The 21,328-nt window shown below is 41.5% G+C and carries 17 protein-coding genes; 8 read left to right on the top strand and 9 right to left on the bottom strand.

What is annotated here, in order from left to right; all coding sequences use genetic code 11:
• The first annotated feature begins 187 nt into the window (after nucleotides 1–187).
• Nucleotides 188–1,177, top strand: a complete 990-nt coding sequence (locus LG336_RS07460) for a DUF3231 family protein (RefSeq protein ID WP_404331943.1) — start codon at nucleotides 188–190, stop codon at nucleotides 1,175–1,177.
• An 87-nt stretch (nucleotides 1,178–1,264) separates the two neighbouring features.
• On the opposite strand, the gene LG336_RS07455 is transcribed toward LG336_RS07460, so the two are convergent.
• The 7 genes from LG336_RS07455 to LG336_RS07425 all read right to left on the bottom strand — a co-directional run bounded on the left by LG336_RS07455 (nucleotide 1,265) and on the right by LG336_RS07425 (nucleotide 9,841).
• Complete coding sequence (locus tag LG336_RS07455; RefSeq protein ID WP_404331942.1) at nucleotides 1,265–2,713, bottom strand: GntP family permease; 1,449 nt, start codon at nucleotides 2,711–2,713, stop codon at nucleotides 1,265–1,267.
• Between the two features lie 92 nt (nucleotides 2,714–2,805).
• Complete coding sequence (locus LG336_RS07450; protein WP_404331941.1) at nucleotides 2,806–3,642, bottom strand: NAD(P)-dependent oxidoreductase; 837 nt, start codon at nucleotides 3,640–3,642, stop codon at nucleotides 2,806–2,808.
• A gap of 31 nt (nucleotides 3,643–3,673) precedes the next feature.
• A complete protein-coding gene (locus LG336_RS07445) occupies nucleotides 3,674–4,246 on the bottom strand; it encodes a carboxymuconolactone decarboxylase family protein (protein WP_404331940.1) in 573 nt (190 codons plus the stop codon).
• Nucleotides 4,247–4,349: 103 nt separating this feature from the next.
• On the bottom strand, nucleotides 4,350–5,771 hold the full coding sequence (locus LG336_RS07440; RefSeq protein ID WP_404331939.1) for an NAD-dependent succinate-semialdehyde dehydrogenase: 1,422 nt from the start codon (nucleotides 5,769–5,771) through the stop codon (nucleotides 4,350–4,352).
• A complete protein-coding gene (locus LG336_RS07435; protein ID WP_404331938.1) occupies nucleotides 5,771–6,979 on the bottom strand; it encodes an iron-containing alcohol dehydrogenase family protein in 1,209 nt (402 codons plus the stop codon). Before LG336_RS07435 ends, LG336_RS07440 begins: the two co-directional genes overlap by 1 nt.
• A 231-nt stretch (nucleotides 6,980–7,210) precedes the next feature.
• Nucleotides 7,211–8,845 (bottom strand): flavin-containing monooxygenase, encoded by a 1,635-nt coding sequence (locus LG336_RS07430; RefSeq protein ID WP_404331937.1) that lies wholly within the window; start codon nucleotides 8,843–8,845, stop codon nucleotides 7,211–7,213.
• A gap of 66 nt (nucleotides 8,846–8,911) precedes the next feature.
• Complete coding sequence (locus tag LG336_RS07425; RefSeq protein WP_404331936.1) at nucleotides 8,912–9,841, bottom strand: alpha/beta hydrolase; 930 nt, start codon at nucleotides 9,839–9,841, stop codon at nucleotides 8,912–8,914.
• Nucleotides 9,842–10,322: 481 nt separating this feature from the next.
• Between LG336_RS07425 and LG336_RS07420 the strand changes: the two genes are divergently transcribed.
• Complete coding sequence (locus tag LG336_RS07420; RefSeq protein ID WP_404331935.1) at nucleotides 10,323–12,302, top strand: sigma-54-dependent Fis family transcriptional regulator; 1,980 nt, start codon at nucleotides 10,323–10,325, stop codon at nucleotides 12,300–12,302.
• Between the two features lie 50 nt (nucleotides 12,303–12,352).
• Nucleotides 12,353–13,195 carry an aldo/keto reductase gene (locus LG336_RS07415; RefSeq protein WP_404331934.1) on the top strand — a complete coding sequence of 281 codons (843 nt, stop codon included), beginning with the start codon at nucleotides 12,353–12,355 and terminating at the stop codon, nucleotides 13,193–13,195.
• A 169-nt stretch (nucleotides 13,196–13,364) separates the two neighbouring features.
• Here the strand turns inward: LG336_RS07415 and LG336_RS07410 are convergent, their stop codons facing one another.
• Nucleotides 13,365–14,171 carry an MOSC domain-containing protein gene (locus tag LG336_RS07410; protein WP_404331933.1) on the bottom strand — a complete coding sequence of 269 codons (807 nt, stop codon included), beginning with the start codon at nucleotides 14,169–14,171 and terminating at the stop codon, nucleotides 13,365–13,367.
• Nucleotides 14,172–14,483: 312 nt separating this feature from the next.
• The gene (locus LG336_RS07405; protein ID WP_404331932.1) at nucleotides 14,484–14,852 is read right to left on the bottom strand and encodes a PH domain-containing protein; all 369 of its coding nucleotides are present in this window, start codon (nucleotides 14,850–14,852) and stop codon (nucleotides 14,484–14,486) included.
• Nucleotides 14,853–15,244: 392 nt separating this feature from the next.
• On the opposite strand from LG336_RS07405, the gene LG336_RS07400 reads away from it, so the two are divergent.
• The 5 genes from LG336_RS07400 (at nucleotide 15,245) to LG336_RS07380 (ending at nucleotide 21,321) form a co-directional block, all read left to right on the top strand.
• Entirely contained in the window at nucleotides 15,245–16,204 is a 960-nt protein-coding gene (locus LG336_RS07400) for a Gfo/Idh/MocA family protein (protein WP_404331931.1), read from the top strand.
• Between the two features lie 214 nt (nucleotides 16,205–16,418).
• On the top strand, nucleotides 16,419–16,547 hold the full coding sequence (locus LG336_RS07395; RefSeq protein ID WP_404331930.1) for a DUF2639 domain-containing protein: 129 nt from the start codon (nucleotides 16,419–16,421) through the stop codon (nucleotides 16,545–16,547).
• Nucleotides 16,548–16,872: 325 nt separating this feature from the next.
• Nucleotides 16,873–18,162: a LysM peptidoglycan-binding domain-containing protein gene (locus LG336_RS07390; protein ID WP_404331929.1), complete on the top strand. Its 1,290-nt coding sequence runs from the start codon at nucleotides 16,873–16,875 to the stop codon at nucleotides 18,160–18,162.
• A 120-nt stretch (nucleotides 18,163–18,282) separates the two neighbouring features.
• Nucleotides 18,283–20,454, top strand: coding sequence for a LysM peptidoglycan-binding domain-containing protein (locus LG336_RS07385; RefSeq protein WP_404331928.1), 2,172 nt, complete (start codon nucleotides 18,283–18,285; stop codon nucleotides 20,452–20,454).
• Between the two features lie 375 nt (nucleotides 20,455–20,829).
• Entirely contained in the window at nucleotides 20,830–21,321 is a 492-nt protein-coding gene (locus LG336_RS07380) for a flavodoxin domain-containing protein (protein ID WP_404331927.1), read from the top strand.
• The last annotated feature ends 7 nt before the right edge of the window (nucleotides 21,322–21,328 follow it).

The following is a 21,328-nucleotide window of genomic DNA, read 5'->3' as shown; positions in this document are numbered from 1 at the left end:
TTCATTTATGATAGGTATTTGTAGGTTGCCCCTTCCTTTAGGGAATTTTCCATATTTTTTACAAAAAGGACAAAGGGACAAGGAACTTATCCCTTCGCCCTGAATGAATAAATTGGCTTTTGTTCAAACTATTTACTAATTGTTCCTGTACGAAGAATTTAATGGATAAAAGTGGAGGGAAAAACATATGCCAGAAACACCATCTATCACCTCGTCTGAAATTGGGGCATTATGGATGACATACCAAGAAAAGACAATGGTTTTGCGTATGTTAGAATACTTTATTGAAAAAGCAGACGACCAAGAAGCAAAGGACATCATGAAGAATTTGTATGAGGAGGTCGATCCTTATACAGAAAAAATCGTCACTATTTTTAAAAATGAGGGTGTTCCAATCCCCATCGGATTTACTTCCAATGATGTAAATATCGAGGTCCCTAAGTTGTACGACAATGGATTCGATATTATGCTCATCCGGATGATAAAGGAAATTAGTATGGCCATGCACACTTTACATATTACTGTGTCCTATCGGGATGATATTGTGATGATGATGAGAGAACTTACGATGATCACACAAAAATATTATCATCGGTGTACGACTTACTTGCTAGAAAAAGGGTTAATGCCTAGGTCACCTTATGTTTCAGTAGAGAAGGAAGTAGAATTTGTCAAAGATACAAACTATTTAAGTGGTTTAAACCCCTTTGGCGGTAAAAGACCTTTAACCACGGTAGAACTCGCGAACATTTATCATGCGATTGAATCAAATGCTGTTGGTATGACCATGATTTTGGGGTTTGCTCAATGTGCGGATAAAAAGGAAGCTAGTAAATATTTTTCAAAAGGCGGAGAGTTGGCAAAAGGAATCATTAAGGAAATGACTGAGGTCATTTTACAAAATAATATCCAAGTTCCTAACACCGCTGGGGGGAATATTACCGACTCTAAGCTTGCGCCATTTTCTGATAAAATCATGATGTATTGTGTGAGTCTGTTTTGTGGTTTTTCAATGGGTGGAAACTCTGTTGGCACAGCTTTTAGCCTCCGAAATGATTTACCAGCTAAACTTTCGATTTTCATGAAAGATATATTTGAATACGCCCATGAGGGTGCGAAAATTATGATTAATAATGGGTGGATGGAAGAACCTCCCCAAACCTTGAAACACAAATAGAGACAAAGGGACAGGTTCCTTTGTCATGACGATGATTTCACAAAAACAAAAGAAGCAAAGGAGGTCTGGTCCCTTTGCTTCCCTTTGCTATACAATACCGGTTAAAGTATATACTAAGATGATGAACGCTACCGCAAGTGTTTTTATAATGGTGATGGCAAAAATATCTTTGTAGGCTTCCTTATGCGTTAGTCCCGTTACAGCAAGCAGGGTGATAACGCCACCATTGTGTGGAAGAGTGTCCATACCACCGGATGCCATCGAAACAACGCGATGCAGAACTTCTGGTGGAATATTGAATTGAGCAGCTGCAGCCATATACTTTTCAGCCATTACACCTAGAGCAATACTCATTCCTCCTGATGCAGATCCCGTAACACCCGCTAAGGTGGATGTCGTCACAGCACTATTGACTAGAGGATTGGTGAAGGCACCAGAGATTCCATGTTGAACAGCAGCAAAACCTGGCAAAGCTGCAATGACGGACCCAAAACCATATTCTGATGCGGTATTCATGGTTGCTAATAAAGATCCACCGATTCCGACATTCAGGTTTTCTTGGAAATTCGCCTTCACTTCTTTGAAGTTAAGGGCAATGGTCGATACAATTCCGATGATCAGGGCCAATTCCACGGACCAAATCCCCACAACAGAGGACATATTCACTGAGCCAAAAGCTTCTAACCCAATCTTTGAAAAATCAAAACCATCTGCGTACCATTTTGGAATGGAGACAGAGAAATATTTATTCATGACCCCGATTAATACAAGTGGTAGAAAGGCAAGCCAATCTTTTGCACGAACAGCGTCAAACGACTTCTCTTTGTTCGGTTCAACCTCATTTATTTCAACAGCGAGACTTGCTGCCATTTCTGCTTCTCCGGCTTGTATTTTACCAGAGTAACCTTCTCCAATAGTAGCCGCTTTACGACGACATCTCTCAAGATAAAACATCCCGACGACAATCATAAAAACGGCCCCGATGATCCCTAAAGTAGGCGCGGCATAGATATCTGTTTGAAAGAAAGTGGTTGGAATGACATTTTGAATTTGCGGTGTACCTGGTAATGCATCCATGGTAAAGCTGAAGCCTCCAAGTGCAATCGTACCAGGAATAAGACGCTTAGGAATATTTGTCTTTTGGAACAACTGCTTTGCAAATGGATACACTGCAAACACAACAACAAAAACACTAACGCCACTATAGGTAAGAATCGCGCACATGAGGACAATGGCTAGAATCGCCCGTTGTGCCCCTACCATCCGTATCACGAGCTTTGCAATTTTATTCGCTACTCCCGAAATTTCAATCACTTTTCCAAAGATGGCCCCTAATAGGAAGACAGGAAAATAGTTTTTAATGAAATCAACCATTTTCACCATAAATATATTAGAAAAGAAAGGCAATACATGTCCTGGTTCTGTTAAAAAGACAGCAAGTAAAGCACATATTGGTGCAAACAAAATCACGGAAAATCCCTTATAAGCCGCATATATTAATAATCCTAAAGACAAAAGAATCACGAGAATGTCCATACTACTCCCCTTTGACGACGAATGATTTCTACAACCATTTTTTTATAAAACACTACACCCCTATATAAAAAAACTTTTTTTCACTTCTTTCGCTAGGCTTGTGGTTTCTCTTTCCCCATAGCGTCAAATAATTGTGTGGATGATAAGGCATTAAACGGTAAGGATACATTGTGTTTAACTCCTTGGTTGTACGCCGCTATTAAGTCTTTGAGGAGAACGGCCAATGCAGTGTCCGCGGTCCATTGAGAGACATCACTCCAATTTCGCACCACCCAACTATCACCTGTACTCACTTGTAATAAGTTTAATAGCTCTTCTTGAGACACGTTATAATGTTTCGCTAATGTAAGTCCTTCTGCCACAGCATTCATGTTAATGCCTAAAATTAGATTATTAATTAATTTCGCCGCTTGGCTGTTCCCTGCTTCGCTACCGTAGTAGAATGTATGAGATCCAATCGCATCAAAGTATGGTTGGAACGATTTCACGATTGTCTCTGCACCAGATGTCATAATCGATAATGTTCCAGCTTCGGCCCCTGAAGCACCTCCACTCACTGCAGCGTCTATTAATCTCAAATCACTTTCTTCTTCAACCTTTTTGCTTAATTGATTCATTGCATCAGGGTCAAGTGTACTCATAACAATAATCGTTTTATCTATAGGTTGGGCCGATAATAGTCCGCCCTCTCCAAAGATAATGTCAACATTTTGGGCATAGTCCCGAACCATTGAGATAATCGCTTCGTCAGCTTGTCCAGCCACTTCTTTTAAAGTATCGACCATGGTAATTCCTTCAGCTTCTGCCTTCTCATAAACACCTCTAAAGGCATCATAACCGATTACTTCAAAACCAGCTTTCATTAAATTAACAGCCATTGGAAAGCCCATTGTTCCTAATCCTACAAATCCAATTTTTTTACTCATCATTCATTCCTCCGACTAGCTCTTTTTTTTTCTCTTACTTCTTGACCCAGTTTCCATCCTCTTGCGCATCAATCGGAAGGTTAAAGGTTTGGATGAAGATGGATAACATTTTATAAAAACCAATGACAATCATGGCATCTGCCAATTCTTCAGCGGAGAAGTGTTCAAGCGTGTGTTTAAATACAACGCCCGGCGCTTTGCCTTGTTCGTGGATAAACTTTCCAAAACGCAACAGGACCCGCTCACGTTCCACGAATACTTCACCATCATCAATGCGTTGTTCAGCGATGGCAATAAATTGATCTTCGCGTACGCCTGCTGATTGGGCAATGGAAACATGTTGTTCCCATTCATAATTGCTCCCCTCAGTAGCGGCCACCTGCAGAACAAGAAGCTCTTTGTGGTAATCGGATAGTGTAAGCTTCTTGAAAATGGCGTTGGTTAAATCAATGACTTCCTCGTATGTACCTGGGCTATACCCCAGCATCCGGAAAAAATTCACTTTTGTAGATAAACCTTCATACTTTTGCTTCACTCGCTCAGGCAATTCTTCGAAATTAGGATACTCAATATCAATCTTTGAACTAATTCTTTCATTACTAGACAATTTGTACCACCTCTTCTAATCTTTTATAAGGGACAAAGGGACAGGTTCCTTGTCCCAGTGTTTTTTGGGGACATAGGAACCCCCTGCCCCGACAAGGAACCCTCTATCGGATTGCGACTGAGACCAATTTGGTTTCAAGATAGTCTTCTAACCCGTAGCGGCCACCTTCTCTTCCTAGTCCGCTTTGTTTCACACCTCCGAATGGGGCTTGAACGACGAATGGGGCGGGGTCGTTTACTCCTACCATTCCATAGTCTAGCTTTTCGGAAACTCGATGTGCTCTTGAAAGATCATTTGAATAAAAATAAGAAGCTAGGCCATATTCGATATCGTTCGCTTTTTCAACTACTTCCTCTTCGGTACTAAAACGAATCAAGGGTGCGACTGGACCAAATGTTTCTTCAGAGGTGATTTTCATCTCTTCGTTCACATCTGCTAGGACCGTTGGCAAATAGAAATAGCCATTTTCATATTCGTTTTCTGTTGGCACTCTCCCACCGCAAAGAATTCTTGCCCCTTTCCCTGCTGCATCGGTCACATGGTCATGTGCTTTCTCAACTGCCTCTTGGTTCACCATTGGACCTACTTGAGTTTCTTCACTTAATCCATCGCCAACTACCATAGATGCTACTTTATCCGCAAAACGTTGGGCAAAGGTGTCATAAATTGAATCATGAACATAAATACGATTGGCACAGACGCATTGTTGACCAGTGGAAGCAAACTTACTTCCAATCGCCCCTTTGATGGCAAGGTCAATATCGGCATCCTCAAAAACGATAAACGGAGCATGCCCACCAAGCTCCATGGAAACACGTTTGACGGTGTCAGCCGATTGACGGATGAGCTTCTTTCCAACTTCCGTTGATCCTGTAAAAGAAATTTTCCGAACAACGTCACTCGCCATTAGTTCTCCCACAATGTCAGAAGAGTTCCCAATGACAAGGTTCACAACCCCTTCTGGAAGACCAGCTTCATCAAACACTTTGAAAAGCTCTAGCGAAGATAAAGGGGCCTCACGGGATGGCCTTAATATCACTGTACACCCTACCGCTAATGCCGGTCCCAATTTTCTTGCAGCCATGGATAATGGAAAATTCCAAGGGGTAATCGCTCCAACCACCCCAATTGGCTGCTTAATCACTGAAATTCTTTTATTTGCTGCCGAAGCAGGAACGATATCCCCATAAACACGACGAGCTTCTTCGGCATACCATCTAAAAAAGTCAATCGTGCTCCCGATTTCATAGCGGGCATTATGGATGGATTTGCCCATCTCCTTTGTAATCGTCTGGGCAAAGTGTTCCTTTTTTTCTTCCAATAGGTCAACAACTTTATGCAAATAGGCCCCTCGCTGTTCACCAGTCAAGCCAGACCACAATGGGAACGCTTTCTTTGCAGCGGTAATTGCCTGGTTTGTTTCTTCTTTTCCTACTAAAAATACTTGATCAACAAACAGACCGTTTGCAGGATTTCTAACTTCTAAGACCTTATCCGTTTCCAACCAGGTTCCGTTAATATACATTATTCTGCTGATCCCCCTTCTTGGTCGCGTGGTAACACCTTATTAAAAATATCGATCACATCTTCTTTGAATACCTTTCGGGGATTATTTGGAATGGTCCCCCTATCCTCCATCGCATCATGCGCTAAGCGATCAATCATTTCCTCGGTAAACTGCCTTCCTAAATAGCTAAAATCTTTTGGGATATTTAAGGATTGATTAAACTCTTTGAGTAAGTCTATTAGGTGTTCCGCAGCCACGCGGTCCGTCTCAAATGCTAAAGAAGGGTCAAAGATTTTCGCAATCTCTGCAAATTTTTGATCATTTGCGATTAGATTGTGTTCCATCACATAAGGCAATAAAATCGCATTCGCTAGCCCATGTGGGACATGATAGATAGCGGACATCGGATGGGAACAAGAGTGAACAAGCCCAACTCCGCCAAGACCAAAAGCCATCCCAGCAATGGTACTTGCTAGATGCACTTGTGCTCTTGCCTCAAGGTTATCAGGGTGTGCATAACTTGCTGGTAAATGCTCCTTGATCATTTTAATTGCTTGTAAAGCTAAGCCATCCGTGATGGGAGTGGAATGTACCGATGTAAAAGCTTCTATCGCATGAACTAAAGCATCCATTCCTGTAGCCGCCACGACATGGCGTGGAAGTGAATGGGTTAAGACTGGATCTACAAATGCAATCTTAGGAGCTAGTACAGGTGAAGCTACAACATATTTCCTACCTGCCTCATGATCCGTCACCACTGATACGTTCGTTACTTCAGAGCCGGTCCCAACAGTTGTCGGAATCGCAAACAGGATTGGAATTTCGTTCATAACTCGTTTTTTGCCACGACGATAGTCAAGGATATGACCTGGATGATTGACAACGACTCCAACGGCTTTTGCGAAATCCATTGCACTCCCGCCACCAACGGCAAGAATCATGTCACATGATTGACCTTTATACGCTTCCGCCCCTTTCATGACTGTTTCAGCATGGGGATTTGGCTCAATCTCTGAAAATAGTATGGAATGTATCCCGTTTTCTTTTAAAAGATTTTGTATTTTCCCAGGAATTCCAGCTTGAACAAGCCCTGGATCAGTGGCAATAAAAACGTTTGATCGATTATATTCTTTCATTTTTATTGGTAGGCTTTCCTCGACACTGTTTACTCCGAAAATCACATTTGTAGGTACAGCAGATTGAAAGGTTTGCTGACTTAAATACATAATATCCTCCTGTTCCACTCGGTTATTGTTTAATCGTTAAGGGGGATTAGGTTGAATTCTATTTTCTTGCCATGACTGTGACGCCGTTAAGGTTCATCCACTCAAACTACCATGCAGGTTTAATACAATCATTCGTTGGATGTATTTATTCATTTCCCAAATCACTGTACCGGCTCAATGTTTAGAGCTGGGAAGGAACGAATCCCAGCTCTGTTACTGCTACTAATCTATTTATTCCACGCTAGCGCCGACGCGGTTGAAAATAAATCCTTTAAACCCTAATTCATCCAAGGCCTTTCTGTAGTTCCCTAAGCCTCCCAGATAGAACATGACACTGTTCTTTTTACCTGGGATATTCGCTCCGAAAATCCATGATTCCCCCTTTGAAAACAGCGTTTGGTCGGAAATCGTTTGGCAGATCGTGACCCACTCTTCCTCTGCCTCCTGTTTTGGTTCAATGGTGGAAACGTCGTTTTCAACCATATGCTTCACAGTATCCGAAATCCATTCGACCTGCGTTTCAATGCTAGGCGGTAAGTTGGTAAAAGGACCGTTTGGACCAAGAATCATGAAAAGATTTGGGAAATTGGTATTCATCATGCCGAGGTACCCAGTTGGTCCATCTGCCCATTTTTCCCTCATTGTGATTCCATCTCGTCCGCGAATATCAATCTTCGTATAGTTCCCATCTACTGCATCAAATCCGGTCGCATAGATCAACACATCCAATTCGTGCTCGCCATCGGTGGTGCGCACTCCTTTTGGGGTAATCTCAATGATCGGGTTTTCTTTTACAGAGACAAGTGAGACGTTGTCTCTATTGAATGTTTCGTAATACCCGTTGTCACAAAGCGGACGTTTGGCATATAAACCAGTTGGAGTCAGTTTGCGTGCTGTTTCAGGGTCCTTGACAATCTGACTAATTTTCTTACGAATAAATTCAGCGGCCGCTTCGTTGGCTTCAGGATTTGTGGCAATATCACTGAAGGTTCCGAACATATAGCGGAAGCCTCCCCCTTTATTCCATGCCTCCTCAAAAACGCGCTCTTGTTCCTCTTTCGAAACCGAAACCGCTGGTACTGTGCTTTCTTCAAATCCGAAAGCAACAGAGGAAGATTTGACTTGTTTCCAAATCTCATCATAATGGTCTTTAATCTCAGCAAGTTCAGCTTCGCATTGAGGATGTTTTCCAACTGGCACACTGTATTGCGGCGTACGTTGGAAGACGGTTAAATGCTCAACCTCAGGGGCAATCGAGATAATGACCTGTACGCCTGTTGACCCGGTACCGATCACACCGACGCGCTTCCCCTTCAAATCAACACCTGCCCTAGGCCATCTTGCCGTATGGTATTGTTCACCTTGGAAGGTCTCTCTCCCCTTAAAGTTAGGGACATTCGTTGCTGAAAGAAGGCCAAGGCCGGTAACAATAAACTTCGCAGTTACAGTTTCCCCCTTGTCAGTGGTGACCTCCCAATAGTTTGTTTCTTCATTAAATACGGTTCTTGTCACCTTTGTATTGAACTGGTAACTGCGACGCAGGTCGAAACGGTCCGCAACATGACCTAAGTATTCAAGGATTTCAGGCTGTGTTAGATAATTTGCCTTCCACTTCCACTCTTTCAGTAAATCCTTGTCAAAAGAATAACGATAGATATAGCTTTCAGTATCGGAAAGGGCTCCCGGGTAGCGGTTCCAGTACCAAGTGCCGCCAACATCAGAGCCATTATCATAGGCACGTACGGTTAGACCTAGTTCATTGCTGAGCTTATGTACAGCGTAAAGGCCTCCGAACCCCGCTCCAACAACAACCGCATCGAAGTCCACTTCTTTTTCCTTATTTTTATTCTGATTGGATTGGTTCATCTTGTTTGCCCCCTTTTTCTTCTTCTGAATTTTTATATTGCTAAAAGGATCATTCCCTAGATTTTTTTATAGTGCTTTATACCAATCTGCAATTCTACGGATTTCCTCATCTGCTTCAGGAGCGCGTCCAGCTAAGAATGGGAAAACATGCTGCATGCCATCGACAACGGATAGGGTTGCTTGAACTCCCGCCTTAGTCGCGCGTGCTTGCAGGCGGCGTGCATCATCCAATAACACTTCCGCTCCACCTGCGTTGATGTAAAGTGGTGGGAAATCTTTGAAATCGGCGTGTAGTGGGTTGGCTAAAGGATTGCGAACCTTCGAGCCGTCTTCCCCGATAAACATATTAATCATGCCTTGAAGCAATGGAGCATTGATAAACACATCAGTGTCTGCGTTTGTCTCAAGCGTGCTACCTGTTAACTCCATATCCAGCCATGGCGAGAAGGCAATCACAAATCCCGGTAGTTCAAGACCTAATTCGCGGAATTTAAGCACGGATGCAACAGCAAGATTTCCTCCTGCAGAGTCACCAATTGTTCCGATATCCTTTGCTTTAATGCCGGACGCAAGCAGTGCCTGATACACGGAAGCTGCATCCTCTAATTGAGCTGGGAAAGGATTTTCTGGAGCGCGGCGATAATCCAATACCACAGTGGATACACCAAGTGCCTTAGCCATATGCCCAGCCAATTTACGATGGCTTGATGATGATCCTACAGCAAACCCTCCGCCGTGGGTGTAGATCAATACTTTTGATTTGTCACAGCCAATTGGAAATGCCCAGAGCACATCGACCCCACCTACTGTATCTGTTTTATATGTGACATCTTCAGGCTCTAACGTCGGTTTTTCCCATTCGTCAAAAAGACTGCGCAAGTCTTCGATTGTCATATTTGGATTGGCCGTCATGCGCTCGCCCCAACCTTGGTATAGTGCTCGTAGATAATCTGCTTCCTTTGATAGAGTTGTTGTTTTGTTTTCGATTGATTTCATCTTTGTTTTCCTCCCTAAAATTGAATGCGATTTCATTTTTTTGTATTCTTTGATGTCTCGCTTAAATTAAATGCAAGAAACGTGCCAAGTTGTTTTCCCAGGTGTTATCACGGTTTTTTTATTTTAATTTCGAAGATTGTCTCATTTTTAAGATAAACACCTTTGTAATAGGAGTAACCAGCCCTGTCCTGCTCAACAATTCCTATTTTTGCTACAGTTTTTCTCATTTTTGATACAGTTTTTAATAATGAAAAAAATATCGCCATTTTTTCGCCAAACAGCCGATTCCTTTTAATCCACTGGTCGTTTTTAAAAATAATCTCGAAGCTGAAATTTCTCGTTAAAAGGGCTCTTCAAAACCTGATATTGCTGTGGTTTCACGACAAAAAAGACGGGATTCACCTACTAAAATGGTAGTTGACTTCCATCTGAATAATAGGTAAGTTAATAATATTCGGACTATTGTAGAGGTGAGTAGAATTTGTTCCAGGTTCCTTTTTCAATCTATAAGCCGTTATCCAAAAATGACGCTACTCTACTAAGAAAAAAACACTTTGAAAAATGGGAGAATTTCTTCTTTCATTCATTTGAAATGGAGCAGCAGCCTGCGGAAATCACTGAAGTGAGAGAGGTTATCTTACAATCTTGGAATCGGAGCAAGGAATATGAAGATTTGAATCCGATGATACAAGGTTCAGTAAAAAATATCTCAGATGAAGAGCTTAAAATAAGGAAAGAGAATGAAGTTTTTCAATTAATACAACCCGTACTAAAACAGGCTGGACAAGAACTATCTAATGAGAACCATGTCCTCTTGTATTGTGATCGTGATGGGACCATCTTAGAGAGTTCTGGAGATTCGCGTGTAGCTCGTAATATAGGAAGCTCTGTAAATGCCAATAATGGGGCCCAGTGGTCAGAGCGTTGGGCTGGTACGAATGCCATTGGGACCAGCATGATTTTGAAACAGCCTGTGCAAATTTTTTCTTCTGAGCATTTTGCTTATAATTGTCATGAATGGGCGTGTTCTTCTGCCCCTATTTTGGACCCGCTTACAAAAGAACTGTTAGGAATTATCAATCTCTCGACAACTTCTGACAGTTTCCATTCGCTTACGATGATGAAAACGATTGGACTTGCGAATCAAATTGAAAGAATCCTCTTTCACAATTACTACCAGGCGCGCGAAATCATGCAAAACATTTATATTGAAAATATTAGTAAATGGAAAAACCAGATTGTGATTTTATGTAACTCCACAGGGGAAATGATTAGAGTAAACGATGACGCTCATGCCGATGAGCTCACAGCGTTAATGAGACTTACCGTAAAAAACAATGAACTACCTATGAAAAAGGAATGGGAAGAGGAAGTAACCCTTCATAACAGTCCATATCGGGCACGATACAAAAAGATATATTGGTACGATCGATTCATCGGTTTTATCTCTATTTTAGAGAAAAAAAGTAGAAACAGTCCCTCACCCACTAGCCATAACCACTATGCAAAATACTCTTTTCAAAGTCTATTCGGGCAATCAGATTCGTTTAAAAGTAGCATTCATTTAGCTCGAGTCGCTGCTTCAAGTGATTCGAACGTTCTGATTACTGGCGAAAGTGGCACAGGGAAAGAGTTAGTGGCAAGCGCGATACATAAAGCCAGCAATCGGTCGGAACATCCGTTTATCGCGCTGAATTGCGCGGCGATTCCAAAGGATTTGCTGCCTAGTGAGCTTTTTGGGTATGTGGGTGGTGCCTTTACAGGCGCGAATCCGAAAGGCAGCATTGGAAAATTCGAATTGGCGAATAAAGGAACCCTTTTTCTAGATGAATTAGGGGATATGCCTCTGGAGTTACAGGTTCAATTGCTGCGGGTGATTCAGGAGCAAGAAATCACCCGTATCGGGGATAAAGCACGTATACCAATTGATGTGAGAGTGATTGCCGCAACGAATAAAAATCTTATCGAAGAAATTCAAAAGGCGAATTTTCGTAAGGATCTTTATTACCGTCTCAATGTCATTCAAATTGAGTTACCATCCTTGCGTAATCGTGCTGAAGATATTCCGTTACTGGTTAACAACTTTATTCAAAAGCTGTCATTAAAAAAACATCATGGTCCAAATGATGTCACTGCGGAAGCCATGGAGATTTTAAGAAAATATGCTTGGCCAGGCAATATTCGCGAGTTGGAAAATGTGATTGAATATGCCGTCAATTTTTCGACCAATGGGATCATTACACCTGAAGACCTGCCAAAACATCTTCATACAAAACCAACCTTAGCTATTGAAACAACAAAAGCAAACCCAGTCAATCAGGTTGAGGTCGAATGGATTGTATCCGTGTTAAAACGTGTACAGATGAATGTCTCAAAGGCGACAAAAGAATTAAATATGAGCCGAAGCACCATTTATCGGAAGTTGAAAAATATGGGTTATAATATTAAAGATTTGAAATAACCCCACCGTCTTCAACATTTTATATTTTAATAATTCATAGGAGTGATAGAATGGCCATTCAAATTCCAGAAGTTACATTAAATGACGGGAATCGTATCCCGGTAATTGGATTTGGTACATACCAGCTTAAAGGGAATGAAGGAGCAACTGCAATCGAAAATGCGATTAATAATGGGTATCGGTTAATAGATTCTGCTTATAACTATGAAAATGAAGGAACTGTCGGAGAAGCAATCCGTCGGACCTCGGTTCCCCGCGAACAATTACGGATTACTTCAAAGCTTCCTGGACGTTATCACTCATACAACGATGCAGTAACGACTGTTCAAGAATCGTTATACAGAGCCAATCTGGACTATTATGATTTATACATCATTCATTGGCCAAATCCAATACAGGATCAATATGTAGAGGCGTGGCAAGCCTTAATTGATGCAAGAAAATGGGGGTTAATTCGCTCCATTGGGGTTAGTAATTTCTTACCGGAACATCTGGAACGATTAGAGAAAGAGACCGGTGTGATGCCAAGTATTAATCAAATTGAACTGCATCCGTTCTTTAATCAAGAGGAACAGAGAAATTGGCATGAAGAACACGGGATTGTAACCGAATCATGGAGCCCATTATACCGCGCAGCTGAAGTTTTTAAGAATGAAACGCTTAAAGAGATTGCCACAAAGCATGGAAAGAGCATTTCCCAAGTTGTTTTACGTTGGCACTATCAAATCGGTGCAGTAGCCATTCCGAAATCCGCCTCACCAGTTCGTCAGGTCGAGAACCTATCCCTTTTCGACTTTACTTTAGACAACGAAGACATGGAGACATTGGCAAGTCTAACAAGACCTGACGGAAGAATAAACAACCAAAACCCAGCTGTTTATGAAGAATTTTAAAAGGTGGGACACAGGGACAGGCACCTTGTCCCAATGGGACCCTAAAAGAATAGAATGATATATTTATTGAGACACCTTAGCAATATACTTATAACAGAAATATACTAGTGGCAAAGTTTGCTAACTACGTGCCGACATTTGGGACAGGGAACCTGTCCCCTGTGTCCCTTTAATGAATATCAATTCTATCCCCGATACTTACCGTTCCAGGTTTTACTACCGAAGCATAAACTCCAAAGCTCCCAGCATTTTTTCTCACAATGGTTCTTAATACGTTTGGATCTTTTGGAAGGACGCCTTGGGCCAAGGTTGTCATTACACATCTCTTCGTTTCCTGAGAAATTTTGAGTTGTACACTGCCAATTGTTAAGGTTTTCCCCACCCAATCATTTTCTATAAAAGCTTCCGTATCCGGAACTTCAATAATTATATTAGGCCTGAACCTCCGTGCCTCAATTCTACTTTCCGGTGCCAGTCTCTTTAAGTAATTAATCGTTGAGGTTGTAAGAATATGAACCATATCAATATCAAAAAATGTGTCTTTAGGCGAGGTTCTTGTAAAAATCGTCCCCTTGTTATCGAGTTCCTCGATTTCTTCAGGAATATATCCCTCAAACTGTACATCTTTTGAGGATGCCGTTGATAAATGAACGTCTCGATTAAAGCTGTTTGAAAGCAATTCATTTTTATCTTCGTCTGTGCTACTAATCGAACGACCATCCGGAAAAGTAATTCGCACCTGCGGAATAGCATCATCCTTTTGAGGCGGATCAATAAAATTAGCCCGATATTGAAACATGTTTGGCCATTTTTGTGGATTTTTAGCATTTGCTAGTTTACCAGTTTGGTTATCGATTATTCCATAAGCTCTGTCCCCTAATAACCCTTGTTCCGTAATCTCGCATGCATTTAATTCCTCTCCCATCATCGATTTAACAGGGTATCGCCAAATTGAAGCAACCTTGGAGGACGCCATACCTATCACCCTTCCCGTATTTAATCAAGGCCTTTTTCATAAAGATTGTTGTTAAAATCCTAAAGCCGATTTTAACGCAAGATAAGCGATTTTGTACGTTATAGTAAGTTTGCAAGCTCTTTTCTAATGGTTAAAAAGCTATTTGCAGCGCACAAAGCTTAATCGATTGTATTTGTATCCTAAAAGCAACAAAGTGTGAGAAAAGCGCTTTTTTCAAAGACATCGCGAACAGTGCCAGTCTCTATTCGCAATGTTGAGTTCGAACTTCCCCATCTAGTGTGTATCTTCACCCAAATTTTTAGAGAAAAGAAATTATAATATTGCTTCTGCAATTAACTTATCAAACTTTCGAATATCCACACCTTTTTTCAGGTGAATTTTAATATGCCCTGCCCTGGTCCAAAGTTCAACCTCTGCATTAACATCAAGAAAACTTCCCGCATTCTCTGTTGACCACATATTGATGGATGAGTATGGTAGTGAATAAATTTCGACCTTCTTCCCTGTAAACCCCTGCGCATCTCTTACAATCAGTCGCTTATTTGTGAAGACCGCACTATCACGGAAGGTCTTGTACGCAGCGATTGCCTCTTCCCCTTCTACCAACAAATCATGAACATCATTTGGAATCGGACATTCAGAAACAAGTGTCCACTCTAATATCCCTTGAGTAGCAGCCATACATTTTACCTCCTTTAAGTTTCTCTAAACATAATTCCATTATATTACATCTAGATAGAAAGTAGAAATATAGACACAGGCACCTTTTCTCTACTAGACAAATATTCGCTTGCAATTTTTTTTATGGTCTTCGTAACGGAAGAAAGCTCCAATAGGACAAAGGTTACTAACTACCTAGAACCATCTGGGACAAGGGACCTGTCCCCTGTGTCCCTACCTATTCATCAAACCGTTAGGAAGGAACATTGAGATTTGTGGTATTTGAGGCAGATTTTCCTTAACAGAAGCTGTTTTGTTAAGAAGTCCAATGAACGCTTTTGCCTCTAACAACGTCATCTTTTGCTATAATATAAAGCGTATACATAATCAGATTAACAAAAAGGAGGGAAATTATGACAAATAGTCCCATCAAATGGGGGGTGTTAGGATTTGCCCGAATCGCCCAAAATTCACTTATACCAGCGATAGAAGCCTCGGATAACTCAGAATTTTATGCAATTGCTTCACGTGACGAGAGTAAACTCGAGGAATGCCAGTCTGAATTTCCATCAGTTTCGAAACTATATAATCATTATGAGGAGCTTTTGGACGATCCTGACATTCAAGCGGTTTATATCCCGCTTCCAAATTCCATGCATAAAGAATGGTCCATCAAAGCCATGCGCAAAGGCAAGCATGTTATGTGCGAAAAGCCGATTGCCCTAAACGCTGAGGAATGTATGGAAATGATTGAAGCGTCACGAGAAACAGGGATGCTATTAATGGAAGCGTTTATGTTCCGCTTTACTGATTTGGCGACAAAGGTAAAGAACATCGTCGATAGCGGGGAAATCGGGGAAGTGAAATTCATTGATTCCACATTCCGTTTCCTGTTGGATCGTCCGAATACGATTAAAGTCAAGCCGGAGCTAGGTGGAGGATCATTGTACGATGTCGGCTGCTATCCTGTCAGCTTTATCAATATGATCACCGAGCAACTCCCAATCGCATGCACCTCTCAAAGTATAATAGACAATGGCGTAGATATTCAGTTCTCCGGTCTGATGAAGTACGAAAGCGGCATGATTGCCTCTGTCCATTGCGGCTTCAATGCATTCAAAGCAACACATTCGGAGATCATTGGTACAAAGGGGCGAATCGAAATTCCCGACACGTTCGGTGGCCATGACGGTTTCATAACAGTAGTTACCAATGAAGGCTCCCGTGAAATCTCAGTCAGAAATACCGGTCAGTACGCGCTGGAAGTAACCGATTTTGCTGAAGCAATCTTGCATAACCGGAAGCCTTTAGTCACATTAGAAGAAAGCTATCGCCACATGCAAGTTATTGATATGCTGTTTGCTACGATGTAGTGGGACGAAGGTTCCTTGTCTTGAGAAAAGGAACCTGTCCCTCTGTCCTCCCCACTTAATTTTTATTCTGTATATTCAACTTTTTTCTCTTTTCCCCTTTCATTATCAGTTTCATAGATGTTACAATTTTACTTGTGAAATATGTGTACACAGATTTAATTTCACAAATTAGTCTAGATTCCTAAATCTTCACGCAAAGAAAGGGTGTTTTTCAATGCATTATGGAAGCAAAGGCTGGTATGTTGAACAGCTTAAACAGGCTGGCGTACGCACCTACGAAGAACGTAAAATTGAAAGGTACAAAAAACACGTTCTCGCTAAGTTATTAGAAAAAACTAAATAACATGAACAGTCGCAGCTCATTTTCTGAGCTGCGATTTTTAATTTCAGGCTTAGGATATAGGAACAGGCAGATTGTCCGTCAAGTTGTCTGTTAGTTTATTACTTTCTATTTATTTTTGGGACCGTCTTCGTAAGAAGATACAGATATTATAGAGACAAAATCTACCAACTAACATGGGAACTTTGGGACAGTAAACCTGCCCCCCTGTGTTGCTGTGGGACAGTGAACCTGTCCCTGTGTCCCTGCCCTATGTATTTCCTATTTATTTTCTGGTTAAGTGTACTGGCCTTTCTTCATAGTCTTTAGTTATGAAGGGAGGATAAGTATGCAGATTCATGTTGTACAACGTGGTGAGAGTCTTTGGAGGATTGCTCAGACTTATAATTCATCTATTCCTTCCGTTGTTCAAGCTAATCAAATAGCTGATCCGAATCAACTTGTCGTTGGACAGTCGTTGGTCATTCCGATATGGGGAAGTTTTTATTGGATTCAACCGGGGGATACGCTATGGGCCATTGGGCGAAGGTTCGGAATTCCTTATACTACAATCGCTCAAATGAACCGGATTAACCCTGAATCCCCTTTAGCAATCGGACTTCGCCTTTTTATCCCACCCACTCCTAAAAGAAGAGCAGAAATCAATGCCTATATAGAACCGAGGGGATCTTCGGTGAGCCCGGCTTTACTTAGTGATGCTAGATCAAGTGGTCCTTATCTCACTTACCTTGCTCCTTTTAGTTATGAGGCTAGAAGAGACGGTACTCTGCAGGCTATGCCCTTACAAGGAATACCTGAGATTGCACAAGAAACAGGCGCTTCATTGATGATGGTGGTGACCAATTTAGAGGGTGGCCAATTCAGTGGAGAACTTGGGAGAGATATTTTACAAAGCCGTGGTGTTCAAGATTTATTGCTAGATAATATCATTGCAGAAACTAGGCGTGTTGGCAGATATACCGATGTACACTTTGATTTTGAATTTTTACCAGGAGATCAACGGGAAGCCTACAATAATTTCTTAAGAAGAGCAGCATCAAGGTTACGGAGTGAAGGATTGTTAATCTCTAGTGCGCTAGCGCCAAAAACGAGAGCCGATCAGCCTGGTCAGTGGTATGAAGCTCATGATTATCGAGCACATGGTGAGATTGTCGATTTCGTTGTCCTGATGACCTATGAATGGGGTTATTCTGGTGGCCCACCAATGGCAGTCTCCCCTATTGGCCCTGTCGAGAGTGTCCTACGGTATGCCTTAACAGAAATGCCCGCTTCTAAAATTATGATGGGGCAAAATTTATATGGATATGACTGGACCCTACCTTATGTCCAAGGTGGCCCTTATGCCCGTGCGGTTAGTCCACAAAGAGCCATTGAACTTGCGAATCAATATCGTGTTTCAATCCAGTATGACAACCAAGCACAAGCTCCACACTTTGATTATGTAGATGAACAAGGTAGGTCTCATAAAGTTTGGTTTGAAGATGCTCGTTCTATTCAAGCAAAGTTTGATCTTGTAAAACGGTTAGGATTGCGCGGAGTCAGCTACTGGAAATTAGGTTTAGCCTTCCCACAAAATTGGTTATTAATTGCTGAGAATTTTGATGTTATAAAACGTTAATGTAACGGTTGGACACTATTCTATTTAAAAGATGGTGTCCTTTTTCATTCAAAAGATAATTTTTCATCAGATTTGTAGCACACTACCAAATATTATTTTCATGAGAGGAACTGGTTGATAATGGATTATATTAACAACTATGAGCTAAGAAAAATAAATCCCGCTACCGACGAATATACCCTGGTGGTTTATTTAGACAATCACTTAACAGAATTTGCAGATGAATCCGGTACCGTTCCGAAAGCAAAAGAAAACTTAACGACAACCATAAAACAGATAATAGCCGTTCGCTTTCCTACCATTAAAATCACAATGGTCAAAGTCATGATAAGTGGAGCGGTCATTACAACTATTCCAATAAGTGAAAATCTGTCAACTGTTCATGCAGCAGATTCAAATGGTCCAACGGATCAGGTCCCCGATTCCTCCATTCACTACCATGTGGCATTCGGGGATTCGTTATGGACTATTTCTAGGAAATTTAATACATCGGTTGAGCTAATAAAACGAGCGAATAACCTTAAAACAGAAACGTTACAAGTAAATCAACCCTTAATCATTCCTAAAGCCATTCACACGGTAGGAGTTGGGGATTATTTAACCGTGCTGGCTAGAGACTATCATGTATCGGTCGATGCAATTAAAGAGGCAAACGGGTTAGTCGCAGATTCAACAGATCTTGGGCAAACGTTGATTATTCCTATTCTTATTTCATCTGCCCAATCAAAACCAATTAATTCTCAATCAGAAGTAAAATCAAGTACTTACACCGTTGTTTCTGGCGATAGTTTATCCGTTATTGGTAAGCGGTTCGGGACTACAGTTGAGGCATTGCGAAGTTCGAACAATCTATCGTCTGACTTTTTAAAAGTAGGGCAAACACTTAAAATTCCTACATCGGGTAATGCAGGTACAAATCAGGCACCTCCTATTAACACTGCTACGGGAAATAGCACGTATACCGTTGTTTCTGGGGATAGCCTATCCGTTATCGCCAAGCGGTTTGGGGCTACAGTTGAGGCATTGCGTAGTGCGAACCATTTATCTTCTGACTTTTTACAAGTAGGGCAAACGTTGAAAATTCCTACATCAGGCAGTGCCGTTACAGATCAGGCACCTCCTAATAACACTGCTACGGGAAATAGCACCTATACCGTTGTTTCGGGGGATAGCCTATCCGTTATTGCTAAACGGTTTGGGACTACAGTTGAGCTATTGCGAAGTGCGAACAATCTATCTTCTGACTTTTTAAAAGTAGGACAAACCCTTAAAATTCCTACATCAGGTAATGCAGATACAGATCAGGCACCTCTTAACACTGGTACGGAAAATAGCACGTATACCGTTGTTTCGGGGGATAGCCTATCCGTTATTGCTAAACGGTTTGGGACTACAGTTGAGGCATTGCGAAGTGCGAACAATCTATCGTCTGACTTTTTACAAGTTGGACAAGTGTTGAAGATTCCTACTAATAACACGCCGAATACCCATTCTTCCCCCTCACCAGAACCAGTCAAGGAAGAAAGAGCTACCTTTGTCTATTCTGTTCAATCTGGAGATAGCTTGTCTGTGATTGCGAATAGGTTTGGGGTTACAACTGATGCTATCCGTACAGCTAATCAGTTAAAAAGTGATGCCTTACAAGTCGGCCAAGCATTGACCATTCCAAATGGCATAAATGAACCAGCTAAAACAGGAGCGAACACGGTAACGTATAGAACCCATACCGTCAAATCTGGCGACAATATTTGGGATTTAAGCGTACGTTATGGGATTCCGCAGCAGGAATTATTGCGCACAAATAACCTAACCACAAAAAGCAGATTATCCGTTGGGCAAACTCTGAAGATTCCAGTTCACAATATTGCAGTCAAACCTGTTGTAAGTGCAAAGCACGGGGAATATTTGGACTGGGCGACCGAGGCACAATATGTCTTTGCCATTGGGAAAACAGCTAAAGTAACAGATGTTTCAACAGGAAAAAGCTTTAACATTAAACGAACCATCGGAGCGAACCATGCTGATTCTGAAACCGTAACAACGACTGATTCGAATATTGCTAAATCCATTTGGGGAGGATTTTCTTGGACCCCTCGAGCAGTCAACGTGGAAGTGGACGGAAGGAAGCTAGCCGCAAGTATGAGCTTTTACCCGCATGAAAGAGAGTATATTAAGAATAACGGAATTACAGGACACTTTGATGTTTACTTTGGAAACAGTACAAGACATGTTGATGGGAAAGCAGACGCATCTCACCAAGCACAAGTTGAAAAAGCCGCAGGGATCCGCTGATATAAAAAATGATTCGAGGGGACGGTTCTGAACCGTCTCCTCAACTTTAAATGCAATCACATTAGCTGCTTCTATTACAAGTTGTTCTATGAAAATTTCTAGGGAAGAAGCAATAGGTACGTCCCCTGCTTCCTAAGAAGATCCTACTCCTTGAAAGGGGAAACATTTGAAAGATCTGTGAACGATTTTCCTAGGTAGTAGGTGTCGCTAACCAGAAAATAGAGGGGATATTCTGATGAATACAGGGTTTTGCCCCTCTATTTCGGTTCATAAATGAGATTTGACGGGTTTTATTTGAGAAGCGTTCAAACTTGTCCATCTATTCTAAATATTTAAACGAGGTGCTATAATGATGTAAAAGGAGTGGATTTAATAATGAAAACTGTAATTGTTTACTGCTCCATGTATGGCACAACGGAAAAAGCCTCCCATTTATTAGCTGATTGGCTTGAAGGAGAGGTTGAGATTGTTGACTTAAAAGAGAATCCAGATTTCGAACTAAGAGATTATGATTCTATCATCATTGGAGGCTCCATCCATAGTGGGACCATCCAGCCGAGAGTCACAATCTGGATGAAAAAACACCGAGACATTCTCTTAACAAAAAAAATTGGGCTATTTCTCTGCTGCTGGCATGATGGTTTTACAGCATTGGATCAGTTTAATGCCGCCTTCCCTGAAGAATTTAGAGAGAAATCAATCGCGAACGGAATTTTCGGTGGAGAATTACCCATCAGCAAAATGGGCTTCATCGAAAAACAAATTGCAGAGTACATTTCAGGAGTTACCACAGATACATCCCATTTAGATTTAACCGCCATCATGAGTTTTGCGAAGAAATCGAATCAAACCATTGCTTTAGTTTAAACAGGGA

Source organism: Mesobacillus maritimus (assembly GCF_044803185.1).
Lineage (GTDB): Bacteria > Bacillota > Bacilli > Bacillales > Cytobacillaceae > Mesobacillus_B > Mesobacillus_B maritimus_B.
Note: the sequence above shows the minus strand (reverse complement) of the source record. Positions and strands in the feature narration are given on the sequence as shown.

Bases quoted from the DNA above. Each gene is read 5' to 3' on its own strand.
- LG336_RS07430 (WP_404331937.1), bottom strand. From the start codon at position 8,845: ATGAACCAATCCAATCAGAATAAAAATAAGGAAAAAGAAGTGGACTTC.
- LG336_RS07395 (WP_404331930.1), top strand. From the start codon at position 16,419: ATGCATTATGGAAGCAAAGGCTGGTATGTTGAACAGCTTAAACAGGCT.
- LG336_RS07415 (WP_404331934.1), top strand. From the start codon at position 12,353: ATGGCCATTCAAATTCCAGAAGTTACATTAAATGACGGGAATCGTATC.
- LG336_RS07460 (WP_404331943.1), top strand. From the start codon at position 188: ATGCCAGAAACACCATCTATCACCTCGTCTGAAATTGGGGCATTATGG.
- LG336_RS07385 (WP_404331928.1), top strand. From the start codon at position 18,283: ATGGATTATATTAACAACTATGAGCTAAGAAAAATAAATCCCGCTACC.
- LG336_RS07435 (WP_404331938.1), bottom strand. From the start codon at position 6,979: ATGTATTTAAGTCAGCAAACCTTTCAATCTGCTGTACCTACAAATGTG.
- LG336_RS07450 (WP_404331941.1), bottom strand. From the start codon at position 3,642: ATGATGAGTAAAAAAATTGGATTTGTAGGATTAGGAACAATGGGCTTT.
- LG336_RS07405 (WP_404331932.1), bottom strand. From the start codon at position 14,852: ATGGCTGCTACTCAAGGGATATTAGAGTGGACACTTGTTTCTGAATGT.
- LG336_RS07390 (WP_404331929.1), top strand. From the start codon at position 16,873: ATGCAGATTCATGTTGTACAACGTGGTGAGAGTCTTTGGAGGATTGCT.
- LG336_RS07410 (WP_404331933.1), bottom strand. From the start codon at position 14,171: ATGGCGTCCTCCAAGGTTGCTTCAATTTGGCGATACCCTGTTAAATCG.
- LG336_RS07425 (WP_404331936.1), bottom strand. From the start codon at position 9,841: ATGAAATCAATCGAAAACAAAACAACAACTCTATCAAAGGAAGCAGAT.
- LG336_RS07440 (WP_404331939.1), bottom strand. From the start codon at position 5,771: ATGTATATTAACGGAACCTGGTTGGAAACGGATAAGGTCTTAGAAGTT.
- LG336_RS07400 (WP_404331931.1), top strand. From the start codon at position 15,245: ATGACAAATAGTCCCATCAAATGGGGGGTGTTAGGATTTGCCCGAATC.
- LG336_RS07380 (WP_404331927.1), top strand. From the start codon at position 20,830: ATGAAAACTGTAATTGTTTACTGCTCCATGTATGGCACAACGGAAAAA.
- LG336_RS07455 (WP_404331942.1), bottom strand. From the start codon at position 2,713: ATGGACATTCTCGTGATTCTTTTGTCTTTAGGATTATTAATATATGCG.